At 47.2% G+C, this 21,724-nt stretch carries 24 protein-coding genes; 14 read left to right on the forward strand and 10 right to left on the reverse strand.

Annotated elements, in window-relative coordinates:
- Nucleotides 1-4 precede the first annotated feature (4 nt).
- The 5 genes from pgsW to DEU29_RS06680 all read left to right on the forward strand — a co-directional run bounded on the left by pgsW (nucleotide 5) and on the right by DEU29_RS06680 (nucleotide 6,925).
- Nucleotides 5-1,156: a poly-gamma-glutamate system protein gene (gene pgsW / locus DEU29_RS06660; RefSeq protein WP_133539476.1), complete on the forward strand. Its 1,152-nt coding sequence runs from the start codon at nucleotides 5-7 to the stop codon at nucleotides 1,154-1,156.
- A gap of 110 nt (nucleotides 1,157-1,266) precedes the next feature.
- Nucleotides 1,267-2,034, forward strand: a complete 768-nt coding sequence (locus DEU29_RS06665) for an SDR family NAD(P)-dependent oxidoreductase (RefSeq protein WP_133539477.1) — start codon at nucleotides 1,267-1,269, stop codon at nucleotides 2,032-2,034.
- Complete coding sequence (locus DEU29_RS06670; RefSeq protein ID WP_133539478.1) at nucleotides 2,031-3,086, forward strand: HlyD family secretion protein; 1,056 nt, start codon at nucleotides 2,031-2,033, stop codon at nucleotides 3,084-3,086. The genes DEU29_RS06665 and DEU29_RS06670 overlap by 4 nt, the downstream gene beginning before the upstream one ends.
- Nucleotides 3,086-5,809 carry a ribosome-associated ATPase/putative transporter RbbA gene (rbbA, locus tag DEU29_RS06675; protein ID WP_133539479.1) on the forward strand — a complete coding sequence of 908 codons (2,724 nt, stop codon included), beginning with the start codon at nucleotides 3,086-3,088 and terminating at the stop codon, nucleotides 5,807-5,809. The genes DEU29_RS06670 and rbbA overlap by 1 nt, the downstream gene beginning before the upstream one ends.
- On the forward strand, nucleotides 5,810-6,925 hold the full coding sequence (locus DEU29_RS06680; protein ID WP_133539480.1) for an ABC transporter permease: 1,116 nt from the start codon (nucleotides 5,810-5,812) through the stop codon (nucleotides 6,923-6,925). It abuts the gene before it with no gap.
- A gap of 2 nt (nucleotides 6,926-6,927) precedes the next feature.
- Here the strand turns inward: DEU29_RS06680 and DEU29_RS06685 are convergent, their stop codons facing one another.
- Nucleotides 6,928-7,821: a TIGR00730 family Rossman fold protein gene (locus DEU29_RS06685; protein WP_133539481.1), complete on the reverse strand. Its 894-nt coding sequence runs from the start codon at nucleotides 7,819-7,821 to the stop codon at nucleotides 6,928-6,930.
- Nucleotides 7,822-7,968: 147 nt separating this feature from the next.
- Here DEU29_RS06685 and DEU29_RS06690 point away from each other — a divergent pair, with 147 nt between their 5' ends.
- Nucleotides 7,969-9,279 carry a methyl-accepting chemotaxis protein gene (locus tag DEU29_RS06690; RefSeq protein ID WP_133539482.1) on the forward strand — a complete coding sequence of 437 codons (1,311 nt, stop codon included), beginning with the start codon at nucleotides 7,969-7,971 and terminating at the stop codon, nucleotides 9,277-9,279.
- 3 nt (nucleotides 9,280-9,282) lie between these two features.
- On the opposite strand, the gene DEU29_RS06695 is transcribed toward DEU29_RS06690, so the two are convergent.
- Entirely contained in the window at nucleotides 9,283-9,732 is a 450-nt protein-coding gene (locus tag DEU29_RS06695; protein WP_432206873.1) for a secondary thiamine-phosphate synthase enzyme YjbQ, read from the reverse strand.
- Nucleotides 9,733-9,781: 49 nt separating this feature from the next.
- Here DEU29_RS06695 and DEU29_RS06700 point away from each other — a divergent pair, with 49 nt between their 5' ends.
- Nucleotides 9,782-10,216 (forward strand): nuclear transport factor 2 family protein, encoded by a 435-nt coding sequence (locus DEU29_RS06700; RefSeq protein WP_133539484.1) that lies wholly within the window; start codon nucleotides 9,782-9,784, stop codon nucleotides 10,214-10,216.
- Here DEU29_RS06700 and DEU29_RS06705 read toward each other — a convergent pair.
- Nucleotides 10,213-10,662, reverse strand: a complete 450-nt coding sequence (locus DEU29_RS06705; protein WP_133539485.1) for a GNAT family N-acetyltransferase — start codon at nucleotides 10,660-10,662, stop codon at nucleotides 10,213-10,215. The two genes, DEU29_RS06700 and DEU29_RS06705, sit on opposite strands and share 4 nt — an antisense overlap.
- 65 nt (nucleotides 10,663-10,727) lie before the next feature.
- Between DEU29_RS06705 and DEU29_RS06710 the strand changes: the two genes are divergently transcribed.
- Entirely contained in the window at nucleotides 10,728-11,744 is a 1,017-nt protein-coding gene (locus DEU29_RS06710; protein WP_133539486.1) for a GGDEF domain-containing protein, read from the forward strand.
- Here DEU29_RS06710 and DEU29_RS06715 read toward each other — a convergent pair.
- Nucleotides 11,725-11,982, reverse strand: a complete 258-nt coding sequence (locus tag DEU29_RS06715; protein ID WP_133539487.1) for a YkoF family thiamine/hydroxymethylpyrimidine-binding protein — start codon at nucleotides 11,980-11,982, stop codon at nucleotides 11,725-11,727. The genes DEU29_RS06710 and DEU29_RS06715 overlap by 20 nt on opposite strands.
- Before the next feature lie 73 nt (nucleotides 11,983-12,055).
- On the opposite strand from DEU29_RS06715, the gene DEU29_RS06720 reads away from it, so the two are divergent.
- Complete coding sequence (locus DEU29_RS06720; protein WP_133539488.1) at nucleotides 12,056-13,093, forward strand: MFS transporter; 1,038 nt, start codon at nucleotides 12,056-12,058, stop codon at nucleotides 13,091-13,093.
- A gap of 111 nt (nucleotides 13,094-13,204) precedes the next feature.
- Nucleotides 13,205-13,834: a uracil phosphoribosyltransferase gene (gene upp / locus DEU29_RS06725; RefSeq protein ID WP_133539489.1), complete on the forward strand. Its 630-nt coding sequence runs from the start codon at nucleotides 13,205-13,207 to the stop codon at nucleotides 13,832-13,834.
- Here the strand turns inward: upp and DEU29_RS06730 are convergent.
- Complete coding sequence (locus DEU29_RS06730; protein WP_133539490.1) at nucleotides 13,831-14,508, reverse strand: DNA-3-methyladenine glycosylase I; 678 nt, start codon at nucleotides 14,506-14,508, stop codon at nucleotides 13,831-13,833. The two genes, upp and DEU29_RS06730, sit on opposite strands and share 4 nt — an antisense overlap.
- A gap of 113 nt (nucleotides 14,509-14,621) precedes the next feature.
- Between DEU29_RS06730 and DEU29_RS06735 the strand changes: the two genes are divergently transcribed.
- A complete protein-coding gene (locus tag DEU29_RS06735; RefSeq protein ID WP_133539491.1) occupies nucleotides 14,622-14,900 on the forward strand; it encodes a peptidylprolyl isomerase in 279 nt (92 codons plus the stop codon).
- A gap of 6 nt (nucleotides 14,901-14,906) precedes the next feature.
- On the opposite strand, the gene DEU29_RS06740 is transcribed toward DEU29_RS06735, so the two are convergent.
- Nucleotides 14,907-15,350, reverse strand: coding sequence for a YaiI/YqxD family protein (locus tag DEU29_RS06740; RefSeq protein ID WP_133539503.1), 444 nt, complete (start codon nucleotides 15,348-15,350; stop codon nucleotides 14,907-14,909).
- 62 nt (nucleotides 15,351-15,412) lie between these two features.
- On the opposite strand from DEU29_RS06740, the gene DEU29_RS06745 reads away from it, so the two are divergent.
- The gene (locus tag DEU29_RS06745; protein WP_243734504.1) at nucleotides 15,413-16,303 is read left to right on the forward strand and encodes a sensor domain-containing diguanylate cyclase; all 891 of its coding nucleotides are present in this window, start codon (nucleotides 15,413-15,415) and stop codon (nucleotides 16,301-16,303) included.
- A 23-nt stretch (nucleotides 16,304-16,326) separates the two neighbouring features.
- Here DEU29_RS06745 and DEU29_RS06750 read toward each other — a convergent pair whose 3' ends face one another.
- The 3 genes from DEU29_RS06750 to DEU29_RS06760 form a co-directional block, all read right to left on the reverse strand.
- On the reverse strand, nucleotides 16,327-18,195 hold the full coding sequence (locus DEU29_RS06750) for a DUF885 domain-containing protein (RefSeq protein ID WP_133539492.1): 1,869 nt from the start codon (nucleotides 18,193-18,195) through the stop codon (nucleotides 16,327-16,329).
- Nucleotides 18,196-18,294: 99 nt separating this feature from the next.
- On the reverse strand, nucleotides 18,295-18,717 hold the full coding sequence (locus DEU29_RS06755) for a nuclear transport factor 2 family protein (protein WP_133539493.1): 423 nt from the start codon (nucleotides 18,715-18,717) through the stop codon (nucleotides 18,295-18,297).
- 17 nt (nucleotides 18,718-18,734) lie between these two features.
- Nucleotides 18,735-19,031, reverse strand: a complete 297-nt coding sequence (locus tag DEU29_RS06760) for a hypothetical protein (protein WP_133539494.1) — start codon at nucleotides 19,029-19,031, stop codon at nucleotides 18,735-18,737.
- 165 nt (nucleotides 19,032-19,196) lie between these two features.
- Here DEU29_RS06760 and DEU29_RS06765 point away from each other — a divergent pair, with 165 nt between their 5' ends.
- Nucleotides 19,197-20,276: a Fic family protein gene (locus DEU29_RS06765; protein ID WP_133539495.1), complete on the forward strand. Its 1,080-nt coding sequence runs from the start codon at nucleotides 19,197-19,199 to the stop codon at nucleotides 20,274-20,276.
- A 5-nt stretch (nucleotides 20,277-20,281) separates the two neighbouring features.
- Here the strand turns inward: DEU29_RS06765 and DEU29_RS06770 are convergent, their stop codons facing one another.
- Nucleotides 20,282-20,920: a LysE/ArgO family amino acid transporter gene (locus DEU29_RS06770; RefSeq protein ID WP_133539496.1), complete on the reverse strand. Its 639-nt coding sequence runs from the start codon at nucleotides 20,918-20,920 to the stop codon at nucleotides 20,282-20,284.
- An 88-nt stretch (nucleotides 20,921-21,008) separates the two neighbouring features.
- Here DEU29_RS06770 and DEU29_RS06775 point away from each other — a divergent pair, with 88 nt between their 5' ends.
- On the forward strand, nucleotides 21,009-21,584 hold the full coding sequence (locus tag DEU29_RS06775) for a helix-turn-helix domain-containing protein (RefSeq protein ID WP_133539497.1): 576 nt from the start codon (nucleotides 21,009-21,011) through the stop codon (nucleotides 21,582-21,584).
- Nucleotides 21,585-21,724: the final 140 nt, after the last annotated feature.

The following is a 21,724-nucleotide window of genomic DNA, read 5'->3' on the forward strand; positions in this document are numbered from 1 at the left end:
TATAATGAGTAGTTTTACTAAAATTTATTGGCGCTCTTCAGGTGTACCGACCTGGGGACTGGTTTTTTTAATCGTGATTGCCATTATTGTGATGATTGCGGCCGAAAAAATGAAACAGCGGGATCCCGTGGTAGAAGCAAACTATGCCACCATGGTTAACGCCGCCAAAATCATGCGTGAAGGCATGAACGTACTGCAACCATTGCGTGCGCAGATCGCACCTATTAACCCCGAATTTGATCCGCAACGCTCTGGCCTTGTTGGCCTGGAAAATAGCATTGTCACAACTAATCAGGGTGGGCGCGAATCCAAGCAGACCACTATTAATCCTAATTGGGCAGCTGTTGCGGTAAAACTGCTCGCTGATGCAGGCGTGAAGGAAGGCGATTTAGTCGCGGTGACCATTTCCGGCTCATTCCCTGCCATCAACTTAGCCATATACTCTGCTCTTGAGGCTATGGAAGCCGATGCCGTCATTGTCGCTTCTGCATCATCATCTCAGTGGGGCGCTAACGTACCTAATTTCTTATGGTTAGATATGGAACGCGAACTGCGCGAAGCCGGCGTAATCAGCTTACATGCGGAGTATTCATCAATCGGCGGTATAGAAGACCGCGGCGTTGGCATAGCCGACGAGGGCATAGCTTCAATTAGGCGTACGATCGAGCGCGCCGACGTCAAATTTATAGACCCCGCTAACTATCAAGAAGCCGTGGCTGACCGTATTGCAATTTTCCGCGAATACTCGGCTGAAAGAAACTACGCTGCTTACGTTAACGTTGGTGGTGGCGCTACCTCGGTGGGTCCTGCAGGCATCGACGATTTCTTTAAATCAGGTCTGCAAGAGGATGCGCCTGCCAGAGCCTTCGCTGTAGAAACGGTGATGGGTTACTTCCTTAAAGAAGACGTGCCTGGCATTCATTTTATTGGTATCAAAACCATGGCAGAACGCCATGGTCTGCCGCTGATGCCACAACAAGCTGTACCGGTAGGCAACGGTGGAGTCTATTCTGCAACGACCTACAACCGCTGGCTCGCACTCGGCTTAGCCATTGGCTTGTTTGGTTTAACTTGGCTGATAGTACGCTCAGCTCGTATCACCAGCCTATGGCAACGCTCAGGGCATAGTGGTAAAGGCACCAAGCCGATGGTTTAAACCGTAATCAGTAGATAAAAATCAATTAAAGGCCCTATTTTCGATAAGGCATTTGCATATTGGCTCAATATCGCTAACACTAACACAGAGTTAGTTAGCAGGAGTTCGTCATGGAACAACGTTTACAAGATAAAGTAGCCATCATTACGGGTGGTGCCGCAGGCATTGGTAAAGCGACCGCTGAACTGTTCGTAAAACATGGCGCCAAAGTCATGTTAGTTGATATTAACGCCGATGAACTGCAACAAACAGCCGCTGCATTTAATCAAGCTGAGGTAAAATGGATTGCGGCAGACGTGGCCGATGAAGCCGCAGTTAAGGATTATGTTGCGCAAACCGTCGCTCACTTTGGGCGGGTCGATATATTTTTCAATAACGCCGGTATCGAGGGCAAAATGGGGCCCATTGCGGAACAGTCGTTAGACAATTTTGATCGTGTCATGGCGGTGAACGTTCGAGGGGCTTTTCTAGGATTAAAATACGTACTGCAGGAGATGCAAAAGCAAGGTTCAGGCAGTGTCATTAACATGTCCTCTGTGGCAGGTTTAGATGGCACCGCCACGGCGGCGCCTTATGTCACTTCAAAACACGCCGTTACCGGCTTAACTAAATGTGCCGCACTAGATGTCGCCGCACAAAATATTCGCGTTAACTCGGTTCACCCTTCACCCATCAATACGCGTATGATGCGCTCCATTGAAGAATTATTTAGCCCCGGCCATGGTGACGAAGCCAAACAAAAGCTGGAACGCGGCATTCCTATGCAACGCTATGGGGAGTCAGCAGAAGTGGCTAACCTGGTACTGTTTTTAGCCAGTGATGAAAGTAGCTTTATTACCGGCTGCCAGTACCGTGTCGACGGTGGTATGGGGGCATGAACAAACGCAATAGTGTGATCGCCGTTGTTGTTATCGTCCTGGCATTTTTTATTTACCTGAGTGTGAACCAGGACGAGCCCGAATACACTGAGATTGTTAGCGGTAACGGCCGTATCGAAGCGGTCGAGATCAACATTGCTACCAAAATTGCCGGACGCCTGGAGCAGGTGTGGGTGAATGACGGTGATTTTGTGTTAAGTGGTGATAAATTAGCACAACTCGATACCTCGTCACTGCAAGCCGAATTGCACCAAGCTCAGGCACAACAAAAACAAGCTAACACGGCAATCACCACCGCTGAAAGCCAGATCAATCAACGTCAGGCAGAGCAACAGGCGACCGTCGCATTAGTCAAACAACGGCAAGCCGAACTAGAGCTGGCTGAAAAGCGTTTACAACGGATCCGCTCATTAGCTGAGCAAGGGTCTGTATCAACCCAAGACTTAGACGATGCACGCGCCGCGGTCGTAAGCTCTGAATCCGCTGTTGCTGCGGCCAAATCGCAACTGGCAGCCAGTGAGGCCGCCATTCAAACGGCCCGCTCACAACTGGCTAACACCGAAGCGGCGGCGGAGGCTGCTGCCGCCACACTAGAACGGGTGCAAACCCAGATCGATGACAGCCTGTTATTAGCGCCCCGGGATGGCCGCGTACAATATATTATTGCTCGCCCCGGCGAAGTCGTTGCCGCCGGTGGTCGCGTCATCAATATGGTGGATGTCAGCGACGTCTATATGACCCTATTTTTGCCGACCACTGCGATCGGTAAAATTTCGCTGGGTAGCGAAGCGAGGATCGTCCTTGATGCACTGCCCGAGGTAAACATTCCAGCCCAAGTTAGCTTTATTTCTGATGTTGCACAGTTTACGCCAAAAACCGTAGAAACTCGCGAGGAGCGAGAAAAGCTCATGTTCCGGGTGCGTGTTAGTATTAACAAGGCGTTACTACAGCAACACTTAGAGCAGGTGAAAACCGGTTTGCCCGGTGTCGCCTATATTAAGTTTGATTCGCGCTCCGCCTGGCCGAAAGCACTGCAAACGGAGCTTAATTGATGACCGCAGAGGGTGCTCATGTCAGTGCCGTTAATTGTGCAAACGTCTCGCATCTCTATGGCAAGAAGCAGGCATTAGCTGATATTTCGGTGTCTATTCCTGACGGTAAGCTTTGCGGCATTATAGGACCCGATGGCGTTGGTAAATCAACCTTTTTATCCTTAGTCGCTGGTGCCAGAAAGCTGCAACAGGGTAGCCTTAACGTGCTCGGCTATGACATCGCCAGCGAACATGAACGCAAACAATTGCAACGGCAAATTGCCTATATGCCGCAAGGACTCGGTAAAAACCTTTATCCTACGTTGTCGGTGCTGGAGAACTTAAATTTTTTTGCCAAATTGTTTGCGCTGCCGCCCCAACAAAGTCGGCAACGCATCAAGTTTTTGTTAAACGCCACCGGTTTGTGGGATTTCCGCCATCGCCCCAGCGGCAAGTTATCCGGCGGGATGAAACAAAAGCTAGGACTTTGTTGTGCGTTAATCCATAACCCTAAGCTGCTGCTGTTAGACGAGCCTACCACAGGCGTTGATCCACTCTCACGCCGACAGTTCTGGCAGCTGATCCAATCAATTCGACAGCAGCAACCGGAAATAAGTATTATCGTTGCCACGGCTTACATGGACGAGGCGAACTCGTTTGATTGGCTAGCGACGATTAATCAAGGCAAATTACTCGCCTGCGGCACACCCAACGAACTCCTACAACAGACTCACACCAGCAATCTAAACCAAGCCTTTACACAACTGCTGGGTATAGCCACAGAGCAAGCAGAACCCAGTCAATCTGTAAGACCCGCTACAGCAACAAAAGAGATTGCAATCGAAGCCCATGATTTAACGTTAAAATTCGGCGATTTTACCGCCGTCAAATCAGCGAGCTTCACGATCAGAAAAGGCGAGATTTTTGGCTTTTTAGGCTCTAACGGCTGTGGCAAAACAACCACCATGAAAATGCTGACAGGCCTGCTGCAGCCGACCTCAGGCAATGCTCAACTATTTGATCAGCCGCTGACGGATTATGGCATCGATACGCGCCGGCGTATTGGTTATATGACACAGAACTTTTCATTGTATGAAGAGCTGACCGTTGCCCAAAACTTACGACTGCACGGCAAGCTGTTTGATTTGTCAGCTCAACAATTAGAACAACGCATAGCTACACTAACCGAACAGCTTGGCCTGACAGAGTTACTGCCCTTATTAGCCAAGCAGTTACCCGTAGGTGAGCGCCAGCGTTTATCGCTAGCAGTGGCACTTATTCACCAACCCGATATTTTGATCTTAGACGAACCCACCTCTGGTGTGGATCCTGTCGCGCGGGAACAGTTCTGGCAAATTTTGCAGTCTTTAGCAGATGAGCAAGGCGTTACTATCTTTGTTTCAACCCACTTTATGAACGAAGCTGAGCACTGTCACCGCATTTCCTTAATGCACGCCGGTGAGGTCTTGATTACCGACACGCCAGAACAGATCATCCAACAAAGCCAGCAAGATAATTTAGAGTCCGCCTTTATTTATTACTTGCAACAAGTCAGCGACAGTCACGCGACAACGCAGTTAACTGAAATACAGCAGCAACCGGTTAAGCAACAGCGTGGTTTCAGTCTGCGTCGACTACTCAGTATCAGCCACCGCGAAACCCTCGAGTTAGTGCGTGATCCTATTCGCTTGGCCATGGCCCTGATAGGTAGCGTTATTTTAATGTTTGTGTTGGGCTACGGTATCAATATGGATGTTGATGAGATTGACTTCGCCGTACTCGACCGCGATCAGACTAACACCAGCCGCGACTATGTTAATAATCTGGCTGGTTCCCGCTACTTTAAGCTGCATGCGGATATCAGTCACTATCAAGCACTGGATGAGCGTATGCGAAACGGTGAAATCAGTCTGGCGCTGGAGTTGCCACCTAACTTTGCCCGCGATTTACAACGCAAGGATCCGCTTAGCATCGGTGTTTGGCTCGATGGCGCCATGCCAATGCGCGCCGAAACAGCACAAGGCTATGTTCAAGGTATGCACAACGAATGGCTAAGCCTGCAATTACAGTCATTAAGTCAATCGCGGCCTTTAGGTCCTGCTATTAATATCGAAAGTCGTTACCGTTACAACCCCGACATTGAAAGCTTAGCCGCAATGGTACCAGCCGTTATTCCGTTGTTACTCATGTTATTTCCGGCCATATTAACGTCGTTATCCGTGGTACGCGAAAAGGAGCTCGGTTCTATCACCAACTTTTACGTGACGCCAACCAAAAAAAGTGAGTTTTTTCTGGGTAAGCAATTACCCTATATCATACTCGGTCTGATTAACTTCTTAATTTTGGTTGCCCAAGCCACCCTCATTTTTGACGTTGAACTGAAAGGCAGCTTCGTAGCACTGTCACTAGCCACCGTACTTTACGTGATTGTCGCAACCGCACTTGGGCTCATCATGTCAGCCTTTTTAAACAGTCAAATAGCCGCCCTGTTTGGCACAGCGTTAGCGACTATTCTTCCGGCATCACAATTTTCCGGCATGATCACACCGGTCACGTCATTAGAGGGATTAGCTAAATTTATTGGCGAGATCTATCCTACCTCGTATTACATGATCAGCAGTCGTGGCGCGTTCTCAAAAGCGTTGGGAATGGCGGAGCTACTGCCGATGATCACCGGGCTAGCTGTTGCTGCAATGGTCTTCACACTCCTCGGTATCGCTTTGGTTAAGAAGCAGGACGGCTAAATGCGTAATCTAAAAGTTGTTTTTAATTTAGGTATTAAAGAGCTCGTTAGCCTATCGCGCGACCCGATGCTGCTGCTGTTTATCGTGTTAGCCTTTACGGTTTTCGTGTACACAGCCGCTTCTGCGACTCCACAGACGTTACATAAGACACCTATCGCCGTTATTGATAACGATCGCTCACCCCTATCCCAACAAATTATCAGCGCCTTTATTGAACCTTATTTTTTATCCCCTCAACGCGTCACCGCACAACAAGCCGATAGCGAAATGGATCAAGGCCGTTTTACCTTTATTGTGACCATACCATCAAATTTACAACGCGATGTGCTTGCTAACCAACAGCCCGAAATTCAAGTGCTAGTCGATGCTACAAGAATGTCACAAGCTTTTACTGGCAACGGTTACATACAAGCGATTATTCAATCGGAAGTAGCGCGCTTCACGCAGCAATCTAACGCCATACCCATTGATATTTCGATGCGGACGATGTTTAACGAACAACTCGACAGCGGCTGGTTCAGTGCGGTTATGGAGTTAATCAACCAGATCACCATGCTCTCTATCATTTTGACAGGGGCGGCATTACTCAGAGAGCGTGAGCATGGCACTATCGAACATTTGATGGTCATGCCAATCACACCGTTACACATCATGTTAAGCAAAGTCTGGTCTATGGGGGTAGTGGTATTGCTTGCCGCAAGTTTCTCACTACTTATGGTCATTCAACAGGCACTTGCTATTCCGGTTCAAGGCTCACCCAGCTTGTTTTTATTAGGGACGGCACTGCATTTATTCGCAACCACCTCGATTGGTATATTTATGGGTACCTTTGCCCGCACCATGCCGCAATTTGGCTTGCTGTTTTTGTTAGTTATTTTACCCATGCAGATTTTATCGGGGGGCATGACGCCTTTTGATAGTATGCCGACGCCAGTACAATGGATAATGTCCCTGGCGCCGACATCACATTACACTGCGTTTGGCCAAAGCCTACTGTTTCGTGGGGCAGGCTTTAGCGTAGTTTGGCCGCAATTAGCTGCTTTGCTGGCCATTGGATTGGCATTTTTCGTTATTTCTTGGCGTAATTTTCAACAACGCTTGGCCGCTATGGCTTAGTTTTAAATGGCTTTACCATTTTTGAGGTCATAACACTGGCAGATGGCCTGCCAGGCTTCCTCAGGAGTATCAACCACGGTAAACAAATCAAGATCGGTTTGTTCGATCGTTCCCTCGTCAACCATCAGTTCAAAATCAATCAATTGAGACCAGAACGCTTTACCTACCAATACGATAGGCACCGGTTCTGACTTCTGAGTTTGCACCAAGGTCAGCGTTTCGAACAACTCGTCTAAGGTGCCAAAACCGCCCGGAAAGGCAACTAGTGCTCTGGCTCGCTGCACAAAGTGCATTTTACGAATCGCAAAATAATGAAACTGAAAGCAATAGTCCGGGGTGATATAAGGATTGGGCCGTTGCTCTTTAGGCAACACGATATTTAAGCCAATACTCTCGCCCCCAGCATCCATTGCTCCCCGGTTTGCGGCTTCCATTACACCTGGTCCACCACCGCTAACGATCATTAAGTTTTCATCGGGTCGTCGTAAACTATGTTCGGTGGCGATACGGGCAAAGTCTCGGGCTTGTTGATAGTAGTGACTATTTTTCAATGCCCGTTTAGCCCGTTTTAGCTGGCCTTTTAGGCTATCATCTTGCGGTGCCTTATTAAGTTCAGCCTCCGCAATTCTTAGATCATGTTCTGCTTGCTCCGGCGATAAAAAGCGGGCGCTACCAAAAACCACAATCGTCGCTTCTACGTTATGCTCTTCTAATACGATTTGAGGTTTCAAGTATTCCAGCTGCAAACGAACCGCACGCAAGTCATCCCGCAATAAAAAATCATCATCAGCAAAGGCTAATTTATAAGACCCTTGGCCTTCTATTTTTGCTACGGCGGCATCAGACTCTTTAGCAGAAGTTAGCCGGCGCCGATGGAGTTCATCCTTTTCGCTCATATCTTCATCTCATGTTTAAGTTTTTTGTGAATTATGTCGATAGTGTAATCACAAAATAGCGTTTAAGCGATGATAATTTAACTTGGCATTGTACGCTTTTATGTCACAATAACCCTGTAATCTTTAAGGATAAAAGGCGTCTTAACTATGTTGTTAACTCAGAGAAAGGCACAAGCCTACCTCGAAGCATATAGTCGTGGCGAGCTGGCAGCCCATGAGGCGCCAGATTGGATGTCACCGCTATTTAATCTGCCCAAATCATCGACCGATATTTATGGCATTGCGGATAGTAGTATTGATTCGATTCGCAATATCGTCCGTTTTGGTCGCGAAGGGCTCACCTTTCAAGAACAGATAAACGGCATAGAAGCGGATGCAGAACAACTCGCAACGGCGGTTGAAGAAATGTCATCCTCCGCAACGCAGGTTGCTGCTTATGCAGAGCAAGTCTTAACGGCAGCGCAACAGTCTGCCAGCGATGCTGACGACGGCCTACAAAAACTTAAAACATTAGTGACTCATATGAGTGATGTTGAATCATCCATCGCTCAGGTAACGGAACACACACGCGCATTTGTCAGCCAAACTGAGCGCATTACCCACCTCACCAAAACGGTTAATGATATTGCCGACCAAACTAACTTGCTAGCGCTTAATGCCGCCATTGAGGCTGCCCGAGCGGGCGAAGCGGGTCGTGGGTTTTCAGTGGTCGCTGATGCGGTACGTGAGTTGGCTAACCGCAGCTCGGAGGCCGCTACCGAAATTGATTCCATTGTTAATGACGTGGTTAAGGGCGCACGGGATATCGAGTCGGTCATTGAAACCAGTAATGATGCGTTAACCGAATCACGTGAGGATCGTTTGCAGGTCTGTGATATTTTAGAACGAGCACGCGATTCCGCTGAGCAAAACCTATCAGCAACCACAGAGGTTTCAACGGCAACTCGCGAACAATCCAACGTTGCCGGAGACATGGCTAAACGCTTGCAACATGTTTCTGACTCAGTTAAAACAGCCAGCTTATCCTTTAATGATATTGCTAAAGTGATGCGTCACTTACGCGAGAATCAACTAGAAGAGCTACAATATCTCCCCGATGACGAGCCCGGCATGCTGCTACGGCTGGCAAAGTCGGACCATATCGTTTGGGTGGATAAAGTCATTCGCTACGCCTTGTTTGGCCAAACTTCATTAACCGAGTCCGAGCTGAAAGATCATACCCAATGTCGGTTAGGTAAGTTCCTGGATTCAGAGCGTGGACAAACTCTATTAGCAAATAAAGCGAATTTCTCTGAACTTTATAACGACATCCATCCGAAGGTACACCAGCTCGGTCGCAATATTTTTGCCAAAGCCAAACAAGGTGCTAGCCATGATCAGCTCGAACCCATGGTCGAAGAACTTATAGCGACCTCCGACCGCGTGGTTGGCTTACTCGACGAGTTCATTTCAGACTAGCAATCATTCACCCTGTAGCGTGAGCACCAACGTGCGCGAGCCGGCGTGATCGCGGTGTTCACAGCAATAAACGCCTTGCCAGGTTCCCATACTTAGCTGCCCGTTGGTTACCGGGATTGTCACACTACTGCCAAGTAGACTTGATTTTATATGGGCAGGCATATCATCGGGCCCCTCAAGCGTATGCTGATAATACGGCTGATTCTCCGGCACCATGTGATTAAAATGACTTTCAAAATCAGCTCTTACCGTTGGGTCAGCATTTTCATTAATGGTTAATGACGCAGAGGTGTGCTTTATAAATACATGCAAAATCCCACACTCAACCGGCGGCAGTTGTTGTAACGCCTTGTCGATATCTTGCGTAATCAAATGAAAGCCACGGCTTTTCGGTGTCAATGTTATTTCGGTTTGCTTATACACGATTGCCTCCTGCCTTATTGCTTTTTGCATGCGTCAGTGACACGCTTAAGCTTCTTAGCTTATCAAAGGTACAATTCTCATGCGCATGTTAATACCGCTGGTTTTGTTAGTGATATCTTTCAGCACTAACGCACAAAGCGATCTCAAAGCCGAACTGACGGAAACCATTGAAACGTTTTTATATGGTGCCAGCATCAATGATCCACAGGCACATGCCGAATTCTGGGCGGATGGTCTGACGTATACCAGTTCGCGCGGCACCCGCTACGGCAAAGACTCTCTGATGCAAGGTTTACAGGACGTTGAGCCGTATGACCCGGAGCAAGTCAATACCTGGTATGGCGCAGAAAATATTGAGGTTAAGTCGTTAACCGATGCGGTCATTGTAAACTTTACCCTGACTTCAGCCACTGACGGGACGGTCACTGATCGCTTTTACAATACCGGCGTATTTGTTAAGCGTGACGGTCGCTGGCAAGCACTCAATTGGAATGCCACGGTTGCCAAAGATTAGCCTGGACGGTCGTATTGCATTGACACCATGCCGCGGGTATCGCCGACTTCCCGAAAGCCGAGATCGCTGTATAGCCGGCGCGCCGGAATATTTTCAGGGTAGACATTTAGCGTGATGTAATCGACATCATCCTGAGCCAATGCCTGTTGCATAAGTTCAGTGACAAAGCGGCGGCCTAATCCCTGTCCACGGCAGGCCGCATTAACAATAAGGCAGGCGATATGACGAGCACCGGGTTGCTTCTGGTAACATTGTCCAAAGCCCTGCAGTTGCTGCTGATCATAAAAAGCAAACGTCGCGCGCTCATCGGCCTTTATCTGCATCCAGATGGTATCGACTTGGCTACCAAAAGCGATTTTATCACCGAACCAAAGTTTAAATTCATCGGCGTCAGCGGGCCAGGTTAATGCCGTTTGTAGATCGGCTTTCGTAGCGATTTTGATCACAGTTAAACCTATTGGTATGTTTTGAGCGTAAGTTAATCACAGCATAACGGAAAATAAAACGCAGCATGAGTGATTCTTTAGACCAGTCCTTTAAAACACTTAAGCAAACCATCCCCTTATTGCTTAAGCATAAAATTCCGGCGATACCAACTAACTACGCGTTGTGGTACGCCTACGTTGAAAATCAAAATAATGAACTGCACGAAGAAATCGAGCGCGCGTTAGCAGACGGTCGGCCGTTTTCCGACATCTACACTCAAGAGCTTTATCGCAAGCATATTGCCGATAAAGAAGAATTGAGTGCCTGGCAATTACGACAGAGCGTTGAAGCCATGCTAACCGAATTTTCGCAAACGGTGCTTGATACGCAAAACAATACTGAGGGTTTCAAGGCCTCGATGGATACCTGCCTGGATGACTTAAACAAAGTCGAAAAAGAGGGCTGGTCTATGGACGAAGTAATGAAGCTTGTCCGCACCATGGTGAAAGAAACCCAACTTATTCGCAATTCAACATTAGATTTCGCCACGGCCTTAAAAACGGCTGAAAAAGAGGTTTCGCAACTAAAAAGAGAACTTGAGAAGAGTCAAAAAGACGCCTTTTATGATGCCCTCACCGGGCTTTACAATCGACGTTATCTGGACAGCGAAATACAGGCTATAGACGTATCACAATCACCCTGTTTGATTATGATAGACGTGGATTATTTTAAAGCGATTAACGATAAATACGGACACCAAATGGGTGACCGAGTATTAAAAGCCATTGCCAAACGATTGCAGGAAAAATGTAAAGCCAACGCCATACCCTTTCGTTTTGGCGGTGAAGAGTTCGCTGTGCTTATGCGCGACACGTCATTGGCGGAGGCGATTCACCAAGCTGAGGTTATTCGTCGCGCGCTCGAAAAAGTCACTGTCTATGATCGCCGGACTAATCGCAGCATTGACGGGGTTACGGCCTCATTTGGGGTCGCTAAACTCGATCACGGTATGCGTCGCAGTGATTTACTGGAAACAGCGGATCGCCGCTTGTATGAAGCCAAGCGGCTGGGTCGCAACCGCGTTATGCCGATGCAGGGCTAAGATCACCGTGTAAGAACTTACACACGAAAACAACTTTACCGTAACGCTCGAACGACCACTTAATGCATCGTTGCAGTGCGGCCATGACCTCATCGTAGTCGCCAAAAACTTGCGTACTTAGCGTATTGGTTATTATTTTTAACTGCTCAGACTTATTCAGCTCATCGATAAAGCCCTTTATGGGGCCAATATAGTCGTCCGCTAACGGGTACTTGCTAATTTCAACGGTCAGTTTCATGATAGTTGCTCCTTATGTTGCGGTTTTTGCAACCTAAATTACCAGACCATTGATACTAACACGAGGTTTCTGAATGACATCGGATGTTCGCTTGCGTATCGCTTTGCCGGTTATCATTTTAGCCCAGCTATTTGGCACCTCGTTGTGGTTTAGTATCAATGGCGTTTGGCTCAGCCTTTCATCTGAACAAGGATTTACCAAAGCAGATCTCGGTGCCTTTACGCTTGCCGTTCAGTTAGGGTTTATTATCGGCACCTTGTCATTAGCACTAACCGGTTTAGCTGACCGCTACAAAGCCAGCATGATTTTTTGCATTTCCAGTGTATTCGGTGCACTGGTAAACACGCTATTTATCTTAGCCGTCGACCACTTCATGCTGGCCTGGTTACTACGTTTACTGACGGGACTGTGCCTTGCGGGAATTTACCCCATGGGCATGAAGTTGGTTATATCCTGGGTGCCCAAATACGCGGGTTCAGCGTTATCCTGGTTGCTTGCTATGCTTACTTTAGGAACCGTGCTACCCCACTTAATGCGCGGCTTCACCTTGGGGCTGGGCTGGCAAGCTCCGCTATTCACCGCATCCGTTCTTGCGGTACTGGGCGGTATTACCGTCGGCGCTTTAGGTTGTGGCCCACATTTACCGGCAACAGCCAAGCGCGCAGCGTTAAGTCAGGGGTTATCCGCATTAAAAATTCCAAACTTCCGGTCGGTTGCCGGAGGTTGGTTGAGTCGAGCAATTGGTGGCTTCGCTGTGGCCCGATTCGCGTTGATAAGCTCGGGATTGCTGTGCCTGATATACCCACTGCTCACTTTTTTGCCCCCCTTTGTACTTCTCGTCGTATTAATGTTGTGGGGTATAACAGTTATTGCTGACTCACCTCAATTTTCGGCGTTGGCAGCACAAGTGGCACCAGCGGATAATGTTGGAAGTTCACTAGCCGTTATGAATGCCGTTGGTTTTGCGCTGACCATTCCTGCTATCTGGTTGGTCAGCTATAGCTGGCCAGTGCTTAACGAATGGGTTAGCTGGCTATTATTGCCCGGCCCACTACTGGGATTATTGGCCCTGTCCAAATTTAATAAAGAGAATCGCCATGACAACACGTAAACCTGAAGATAAACGCGTTTATAAACATGGATATACAACCATTGCGGGTGTACTAATTGCACTGATTTTACTTATACTGATTGCAAAATTTGGTTAACAAGGATAGCAACGATGGGATTACAAGTAATAAAGCACCCGCTGGTGCAGCATAAACTCGGTTTAATGCGAAAATCGGGAATTTCGACTAAAAGCTTTCGGGAACTCTCTAACGAAATAGGCAGTCTCTTAACCTACGAAGCCACCAGCGACTTTTTACTCGAAACCACGACTATTGATGGCTGGAGCGGGGAGGCCATAGAGGTTGAACAACTGAAAGGAAAAAAAGTCACGGTCGTGCCTATTTTAAGGGCAGGCATCGGCATGCTGGATGGCGTTCTCGACTTAATTCCGAGCGCTAAAGTGAGTGTGGTTGGACTCTATCGCAATGAAGAAACGCTGGAACCGGTGAGTTATTTTGATAAGTTCGTGGGTAGCTTAGAGGAGCGCATTTCTTTGGTTATTGATCCCATGCTGGCTACCGGCGGCAGCATGATAGCAACCCTGGATATGCTAAAAGCCAGAGGCTGTAAAGACGTCCGCGTACTGGTGTTAGTCGCTGCTCCCGAAGGCGTAGAAGCGGTTTTAGCGAAACACCCTGACGTGCGTATATTTACAGCTGCGCTGGACGAAAAGCTCAACGAAAACGGTTACATTATTCCCGGCTTAGGCGATGCCGGTGACAAAATTTTTGGTACGCGTTAGCCAACACTATATGACAAGATGCGGGAAATATGGCTACGCGGTAGCCCTGTTTCCTGATGCCAATAGTTAATGGTTGCTTGAATTTGCGTTAGTCCTTTTTTACTGGTTGGTGAAGCATCCAGCAATTTAAAATTCCGCAGCGCAGTCAACACGTCACTCGAACAAACGAATCCGTCCCAGCCCAGCAAACGCAATAGATACTGACCGGTATTACCGCCCAGGCGAGCACCGTTTTTCTTTAAGAACAGCAATAACCCAACTTGGTCATCATGCGGCCAGTTAGCCAGAAATTGACCAAAACTGCCGTAGTCTTCCTCAATTTCAACGATCATTCGGGCGTTGACGGGCACCGTCAAAATCTTCTGGTAATTACGCACAATACGCTCGTCTTGCGCCAGCTCTTCTAATCTCTCCGGTGGCACTTGCTGCCAGTAAAGCGGCACAAAACCGCTGAAGGCTTCCTCAAACTGCGGCCACTTACGGTCGATGATCTGCCAGACAAAGCCTGCCCGAAAAATACAGCGGGTCATTAACGAAAGGACTCTATCATCAGTAACCTTTGCTAGTTCTGTATCGCTTACTACCTCGGGTAACATGGCACGCATTGCTGCTTCTCCGCCCTTGCGTTCGCAGGCGCGCTCATAAAATACTGAAAAGTCGATAATGTCAGTCATTCTGGTTTACTCCAGCCTCGCTATTCGGCTCCCATTTTGAGCCAAATAATGATTCTATTCGGCTCACGATGCAAATTTAGGTAAAATACAATTAATAAATAGAGGAGTCCGACATGGCACGAGCACACGCAGTACACATTTTGGTTAAAACCAAAGAAGAAGCTGAAGATTTAAAGAAGCAACTGGCTAGCGGTGCCAAGTTCGCAGACTTAGCGCGCAAGCATTCACTTTGCCCGTCGGGTAAAAAGGGCGGCGACTTGGGAGAATTCCGCCGCGGTGAAATGGTGCCAGCGTTCGACAAAGTGGTATTTGGAAAGCCCACGCTGGAAGTGCATGGCCCGGTGAAAACCGCGTTTGGCTGGCATTTAATTAAAACGCTGTCGCGCAGTTAGCACAGACTAAGCGCGCGCCAGAATTTTATCCAATTCGTTCGCAAAAGCCATGCGGTCACGCTGATGCAAAGGCGGCGGACCACCTGTGTGTTCGCCGCTACTACGCATGGTATCCATAAAGTCACGCATATTAAGACGTGAGCCAATATTACTTTTTGTAAAAAGCTCACCACGCGGGCTAAGCGCCTGTCCCCCTTTTTTAATGACATCAGCAGCCAGCGGTATATCAGCTGTAATAACTAAATCACCCGGCTGGCACTGTTCGGCAATGGCATCATCGGCAACGTCAAATCCAGCTGACACTTGCATCGTCCGAATAAATTTAGACGGCGGTACCCGCAGTGGCTGATTCGCCACTAATACCAGCGGCAGCTGCTTGCGTTCTGCTGCACGATACAAAATATCCTTTATAACCGTTGGGCAGGCATCGGCATCAACCCAAATTGTCATTGACTTCATGTGGTTACCATCTAAATTAAAGGCAACCGCTATAATAGCAGACAAGCCTACTAATGATTAAACAAACCGCGTTTGCCGATATTGCTGACTACATGGATCTGTTGCTCGACGCTATCTGCGTAGTCGATAAGAGCAATACCTTTCGCTATGTCAGCCCGGGTGCAAAAAGAGTCTTCGGTTATTCACCACACGAAATGGTCGGCCGTTCTATGTTCGACTTTGTACACCCTGATGATGAAAATACAACCGGGCAGGTGGCAGAAAAAGTTAATACGGGTGATGAAATACTGCACTTCGAAAACCGTTACATTCGAAAAGATGGTTCTACCGCGCATATTTTATGGTCCGCGCGCTGGTCAGATCGAGATCAAATGCGGGTGGGGGTCGCTCGCGATGTAACCAAACAAAAACAGCTGGAAGCCGAGCGTGAAGAACTGATCAAACGATTGGAGCAGATGGCGCTGACTGACGCCCTGACCGGTCTGCCAAACCGTGTTCTATTCTATGACCGGGTGAAGACAGCGACGGCCAGGGCACAACGAGATGGTGTCGAAATAGGCCTTTTGTACCTGGATTTAGATCATTTCAAACACATCAACGACACATACGGCCACGCTACCGGCGATAGTCTGCTTAAAGCCGCGGGAGAACGCATTCTGGGTGCAATTAGAGCCACGGACAGCGCCGCACGAATAGGTGGCGACGAATTTGTGGTGCTGGTCGATGCCATAGATACTCCGAATGCGTTGTCAGCTGTCGCAGAGAAAATATGCCATGCCATGTCTAAGCCACTAAAGTTACCTCACGGAGAAGAACACATCACTGCCAGTATCGGAACGGCAAGATGGCCAGAAAACGGCTCGACTATTGAAGAATTACTACAGTATGCTGATCACGCGATGTATCGAGCCAAACGAAGCGGCGGCAACCGCGTTGCTACATAAGCAGCAACGCGGTTTAGTGACGCCTACGCGCCTTTTGTTTCGCTAATGTAGTCGTTAACGAACTGTTCCAGGATATTTAGCGGAACCGGACCACTGCCCAGCACTACGTCATGGAACTCGCGAATATCGAACTTATCACCTAATTCTGACTTCGCTTTTTCACGCAGTTCCAGAATTTTGTTCATACCAATTTTGTAGGCCGTTGCCTGACCTGGCATAACAATATGACGCTCGACCATTTTTACTGCATCAGACTTGGCATTTGGAGTATTAGTCACATAGAAATCGATGCCTTCTTCACGCGTCCATTTTTTGTCATGGATGCCGGTATCAACCACCAGGCGGACCGCACGCCATAGCTCCATCGCTAAGCGACCAAAATCAGAATAAGGGTCTTTATAGAGACCAATCTCTTTAGGTAGCTTCTCGGTATATAAACCCCAGCCCTCACTATAGGCAGTATAGCGACCAAAGCGGCGGAACTTAGGAATACCTTCAAGCTCTTGCTGAATCGCAATTTGCATATGGTGGCCGGGAATACCCTCGTGATAAGCCAGCGCTTCCATCTGGTATGTCGGCATCGCTTCCATGTCGTAAAGGTTGGCGTAGTAAGTACCCGGTCGTGTTCCATCCATTGACGGTTGTTGATAAAAGGCCTTACCCGCTGACTTTTCACGGAAAGGTTCAACGGCTTTAACAATTAAGTCAGCTTTTGGCTTGGTAATAAAGAGATCATCCAGGCGTTCCCGCATATCATCTATAATAGCCGTTGCTTCATCTAAGTATTGCTGACGGCCTTCTTCCGTATTCGGATAGATAAACTCCTCGTTATTACGCATATGCACGAAGAACTCTTGCAGCGTGCCTGTAAAGCCAACCTTTTTCATGATGGCGCGCATTTCATTGTGGATGCGCTCCATTTCGCTTAAGCCTATTTCGTGGATTTCTTCTGCTGTTAAGTCAGTCGTAGTCGTACGTTGTAGCGCGTTATTATAGAACGCCTCACCGTCCGGGAACTTCCAGGCGCCGTCTTTGGTCGTGGCTTGTTCAGCAATGCCCTCGACGGCAGTAATTAAGCCTTGGTAAGCCGGTTTAACTGATTCAAGCATAGCCTTCTCGGCCGCCGCTAACAGCTCTTCACGCTGGCTTTCTTCAAGCTCTAGCTGCTCGACTTTACTGGTAAAGTCGTCCCACAGTGCACTTGGCTCACCATCGTCAAACGGCGCACCAGTAATAATATTTTTACTGTCACTAATGACGTATGGATAGACAAATTTGGGTGCCATGATGCCTTTTTCGGCTCGTAACTCCAGGTTTTCTGCAAGCTGTTCAAATAATCCCGGCAAGCCATTTAACCGCGCAATATAATCTTCGGCATCGTCGACACTCCCAATACCATGTTGGTTAATCAGCAACGATGCTACTCGCGAGTGCAGACCAAACATTTGATTAACCGGATAATTATGATGGCGCCATTTAAAGTCAGCGATATCATTTTCTAGACTCTGTTTCATCAGCATCCAGCTGATTTTGGTCTGCTCATTAAGCTTTGATTCGTCAATCGACTTAACTTGTTCCAGATGTTTTTTCTGTAAAGCCAGTTCTTCCTGCTCAGCAGCCGGTGAAATATCGTCCCATTTATCCTGATCTTCCTTGATACCCAAATAAGACTGATACATCGGACTGCGCATGACATTTTCCATAAAAATGTCTTCAAACAGCTGGTTAGCCTTTTCTGACTCGGTTTGCTCTGACTGTTGGTTGGTGTTTTCAGCGCTTGCCGTTTGCGTTTCTGCAGCTTTATTTGTTGTGCTGTCTTTTGCCGCATCTGAACATGCAGTTGTCATTAGCACCAGCGATACCGCCAGCGCAATTTTTTTATATTCAAACATGATCGTTCTCTCCTATTGTTTTGTTTATCTTGATAACGGTTGCGGCGCAGGATGTCAATTCGTGCGCGGTGGTAAGGTCTGTTACTAAGGTCAGCCGGCCTATTCAGCAGGGAAATAGTAAACGCGGTGGATTAGGTTATTAGAGAATTCATAAACGGCCAGGCTTTTCTGCGAACGGAGCTCGCCGTTCCCGCGCCAGCTGGCCTCCTCCACAACGCTGATGCGACTGCCTAACACAGTGAAGTCTTCTAATTGGCTTTGGCACGATGGACAAGACTTAAAGTAACCGCTCATCGCCTTAACCAAGCTTTCTTTACCACTGGTTTCAACCGTGATCTTGTCACCATTTACCGATAGCCACTGCACGTTCTCAGTCACATATTGCGCCATTTTCTCTGCATCATGGGCATTGAATGCCGCAACAAATCGTTCAACCTGCTGCAGGCGACTCGCCTCTGCCAAACTAGGCGCAGATAAAATAAAAAAGAAGAAAAACACAAAGAAGTAACGTAGGTAACACATGATCAGTCCTTAACCCATTATTGCAGGGTATGCTCACGGCGAGCTTCAATTTGTTTAGCTGGCAGCATACCACCAATGATGGGTTCCAGCGCAGCCTGAACGTTTGGAATTAATTGGCCAAACTCAGACAGCATAACCGCTTCATCGACTTGCTCATTGAATACCAGAGTTACCTGTAAACTCTGCGGAAAGCGCTGGTAATCCACGTCGTGCGTCAGCCAAATAAAGCCTTGATGGTCAAATTTGGCCTCTTCACACACCCGGGTCAGCTCGCGGATGATTTCTCGTTCGATTTTTTTGTCATTTTTTCGCATAAGCAAACTTTTTTTCCTGGGTGTATCGACAAGTTAATTGCTAGTGCTAACGCGTCTTATGTATAAAAAAATCTATTTTCTATACATAAACATCTCTTCATATATAATATTTACGATTATTTATATATATTTCGGTATTAATGTACAGAAAAGGCTAAAACTTATATGTCAGCTTCGCTACCACACCTTCCATTAGAAAACATCGAGCAATGGGAAACACGGAAAGTGCTCAAAAAAACAGCCGAAGCTCACCGTTTTTTAGCTGAACTTAAGGGGGTTGCGGCCAGTATCCCCAACGAAGCAATCCTCATTAATACACTCTCGCTTCAAGAAGCAAAGAACAGCTCAGAGATCGAAAATATTGTCACCACTCATGATGAACTCTATAAAGCGAACCTTTTTGAAGAAGCATTGGTGAATCCTGCTACTAAAGAAGTTCAAGACTATGCGATTGCTTTGAAACAAGCTTTTGCAACAGTGCGACAAACAAAGACTATTCGCTTACTTGATATTTTGACAGTGCAGCAGCACCTTGAGCATAACAACGCTGGCTTGCGACGATTACCCGGAACCGAGCTCAAAAACGTCAATACGGGAGAAGTGGTTTACACACCTCCTCAAGAAGCTGACGAAATAGCATTTTTGATAGATAACCTTGTTCAGTACATTAATGACGATGAGCTCTGCGATGCCGATCCACTGGTTAAGATGGCTATTATCCACCATCAGTTCGAAAGTATTCATCCATTTTATGATGGCAATGGGCGGACTGGACGTATCGTCAATATTTTGTATCTAGTAGCGAAGGATTTACTTAACCTTCCCGTGCTTTACCTGAGCCGATTCATCACACAGCATAAAGCAGACTACTATGCGCAACTTCAAGGTGTACGAAAAACAGGGGATTGGGAGCCTTGGCTTCTTTATATGCTAGATGGAGTCATTGATACGGCTAAAAACACAATCGCTTTAATTTCAGAAATGAAAGTATTAATGAAAGACGTTAAGCACCGCATGAGGGATCAGTTACCTAAAATCTACCGACAAGATTTATTAAACAATATGTTCCATCATCCCTACACTAAAATCGAGTTTGTCGTTGATGAACTTAGCGTTACGCGAATTACAGCGACAAAATACCTGGAGCAACTTGTTGAGCACGGCTTTCTGAAAAAACAACGCATTGGTCGTGCTAACTATTATATTAACGAGCCTTTATGCGCTCTTCTTGTGTCTCGAGGGTAGTTTTTCTAAAACCAATACGGAATCACATCGACTAACAAACGGCCAGCGATCAGATACATTACCGCACTGATTAATGCATTGATAATACGCCACGTTTTTGGTTTATTCAGTTTGTTAGCGAGCTTTTTTGCAACAAATACCAATGTGTAAAACCACGTTGCGGAGGCACATAAAGCGCCGGCCACGAACCACGGTCTATAGGCTTGCTCAAGCCCGGCAGTAACGCCGCCGACCAGAACAACGGTGTCGATATAAACATGTGGGTTTAAAAATGTCATCGCAAAAGCCATCAATAATGCGCTTTTAAGCGATGTTCTTTTGCTTTCATTCTCGTCTACCGATAATCGACTTTCACCTTTTATTGCGGCCTTTAGCGCATTACTGCCATACCAAATTAAGAAAATGGCGCCCGCTAAGCTCAGCATTTGCCCCCAGATACTTTCAATCGAAAAGAGCGCACCAACGCCGAACACGCCCGCCCCAATAAGTAGGATATCGCCAACAAAGCAAACGGTCGCCGCTGCAAATGGATGGTTATTGGTTAAACCGGTTTTCAACAGAAAGGCATTCTGGCTACCAATTGCAATAATCAGCCCACCAGAAATCACGGCACCCATGACGAATACACTGACAAACTCAAACATTATCACTTCCTGCGTTGTTCTAATCGTTTAAGTCAACGATAATGGAAATCATCGCCAGTTTAATATAAAGAAACAAATAGTCAATATAATGACCGATAAAGATAAAACAGCGATTAATGAAGCTATCGCCAAACGCGTCAACAGCTTTCGCAAACAGCACGGTATGTCCCTTGATGAACTGGCTAAAAATGCCGAAATTAGCAAGGGAATGCTTGTGCAAATAGAGAAAGGGCGTGCAAACCCAAGCATAGGGATTCTGTGTAAATTAGCCAATGCACTCGCTGTTTCTGTTGCTGATATCGTCGCTGTGTCAGACGATCCCAAAGTAACGATTCGACAGCCTCAGGATATTCCGACACTTTGGAATGGTGATCATGGGGGCTCTGCTCGACTGCTTGCCGGTTCAAAGGGCGCTATCATGATTGAATTATGGCGGTGGTCCATGTTTCCCAAAGAACAATTTGTATCTGAAGCGCACTCCAAAGGAACCATTGAACTCATTCACATTGAGGAGGGTTGTTTAGACGTTTTGGTGAATGAAGAAACTTATACTTTATCGGCAGGTGACTCAATGACCGCTGAAATGGATGTCGAACACACCTACCTAAACAGCACTAACGAGCCCGTTCACTTCACAATGACGGTTTATGAAAAGTCTCGGTAGGCGTTTCATAACAACGTAAGCGTAACTCGAACCACACCTATTCAATCATAGTTTAAAGCCATAGGCTACCATCAAGTTTAACCAATAAGGTGGTAGCATCATGAGCCGAGCATACCGAACTCGCGAGCAATGGCGTGAGC

This window comes from Idiomarina aquatica (genome assembly GCF_004362895.1).
Taxonomy (GTDB): Bacteria; Pseudomonadota; Gammaproteobacteria; order Enterobacterales; family Alteromonadaceae; genus Idiomarina.

Excerpts from the sequence above, each read along its gene's own strand:
- pgsW (WP_133539476.1), top strand. The coding sequence starts at position 5 with ATGAGTAGTTTTACTAAAATTTATTGGCGCTCTTCAGGTGTACCGACC.
- DEU29_RS06665 (WP_133539477.1), top strand. The coding sequence starts at position 1,267 with ATGGAACAACGTTTACAAGATAAAGTAGCCATCATTACGGGTGGTGCC.
- DEU29_RS06670 (WP_133539478.1), top strand. The coding sequence starts at position 2,031 with ATGAACAAACGCAATAGTGTGATCGCCGTTGTTGTTATCGTCCTGGCA.
- rbbA (WP_133539479.1), top strand. The coding sequence starts at position 3,086 with ATGACCGCAGAGGGTGCTCATGTCAGTGCCGTTAATTGTGCAAACGTC.
- DEU29_RS06680 (WP_133539480.1), top strand. The coding sequence starts at position 5,810 with ATGCGTAATCTAAAAGTTGTTTTTAATTTAGGTATTAAAGAGCTCGTT.
- DEU29_RS06685 (WP_133539481.1), bottom strand. The coding sequence starts at position 7,821 with ATGAGCGAAAAGGATGAACTCCATCGGCGCCGGCTAACTTCTGCTAAA.
- DEU29_RS06690 (WP_133539482.1), top strand. The coding sequence starts at position 7,969 with ATGTTGTTAACTCAGAGAAAGGCACAAGCCTACCTCGAAGCATATAGT.
- DEU29_RS06695 (WP_432206873.1), bottom strand. The coding sequence starts at position 9,732 with ATGCAAAAAGCAATAAGGCAGGAGGCAATCGTGTATAAGCAAACCGAA.
- DEU29_RS06700 (WP_133539484.1), top strand. The coding sequence starts at position 9,782 with ATGCGCATGTTAATACCGCTGGTTTTGTTAGTGATATCTTTCAGCACT.
- DEU29_RS06710 (WP_133539486.1), top strand. The coding sequence starts at position 10,728 with ATGAGTGATTCTTTAGACCAGTCCTTTAAAACACTTAAGCAAACCATC.
- DEU29_RS06715 (WP_133539487.1), bottom strand. The coding sequence starts at position 11,982 with ATGAAACTGACCGTTGAAATTAGCAAGTACCCGTTAGCGGACGACTAT.
- DEU29_RS06720 (WP_133539488.1), top strand. The coding sequence starts at position 12,056 with ATGACATCGGATGTTCGCTTGCGTATCGCTTTGCCGGTTATCATTTTA.
- upp (WP_133539489.1), top strand. The coding sequence starts at position 13,205 with ATGGGATTACAAGTAATAAAGCACCCGCTGGTGCAGCATAAACTCGGT.
- DEU29_RS06730 (WP_133539490.1), bottom strand. The coding sequence starts at position 14,508 with ATGACTGACATTATCGACTTTTCAGTATTTTATGAGCGCGCCTGCGAA.
- DEU29_RS06735 (WP_133539491.1), top strand. The coding sequence starts at position 14,622 with ATGGCACGAGCACACGCAGTACACATTTTGGTTAAAACCAAAGAAGAA.
- DEU29_RS06740 (WP_133539503.1), bottom strand. The coding sequence starts at position 15,350 with ATGACAATTTGGGTTGATGCCGATGCCTGCCCAACGGTTATAAAGGAT.
- DEU29_RS06745 (WP_243734504.1), top strand. The coding sequence starts at position 15,413 with ATGATTAAACAAACCGCGTTTGCCGATATTGCTGACTACATGGATCTG.
- DEU29_RS06750 (WP_133539492.1), bottom strand. The coding sequence starts at position 18,195 with ATGTTTGAATATAAAAAAATTGCGCTGGCGGTATCGCTGGTGCTAATG.
- DEU29_RS06755 (WP_133539493.1), bottom strand. The coding sequence starts at position 18,717 with ATGTGTTACCTACGTTACTTCTTTGTGTTTTTCTTCTTTTTTATTTTA.
- DEU29_RS06760 (WP_133539494.1), bottom strand. The coding sequence starts at position 19,031 with ATGCGAAAAAATGACAAAAAAATCGAACGAGAAATCATCCGCGAGCTG.
- DEU29_RS06765 (WP_133539495.1), top strand. The coding sequence starts at position 19,197 with ATGTCAGCTTCGCTACCACACCTTCCATTAGAAAACATCGAGCAATGG.
- DEU29_RS06770 (WP_133539496.1), bottom strand. The coding sequence starts at position 20,920 with ATGTTTGAGTTTGTCAGTGTATTCGTCATGGGTGCCGTGATTTCTGGT.
- DEU29_RS06775 (WP_133539497.1), top strand. The coding sequence starts at position 21,009 with ATGACCGATAAAGATAAAACAGCGATTAATGAAGCTATCGCCAAACGC.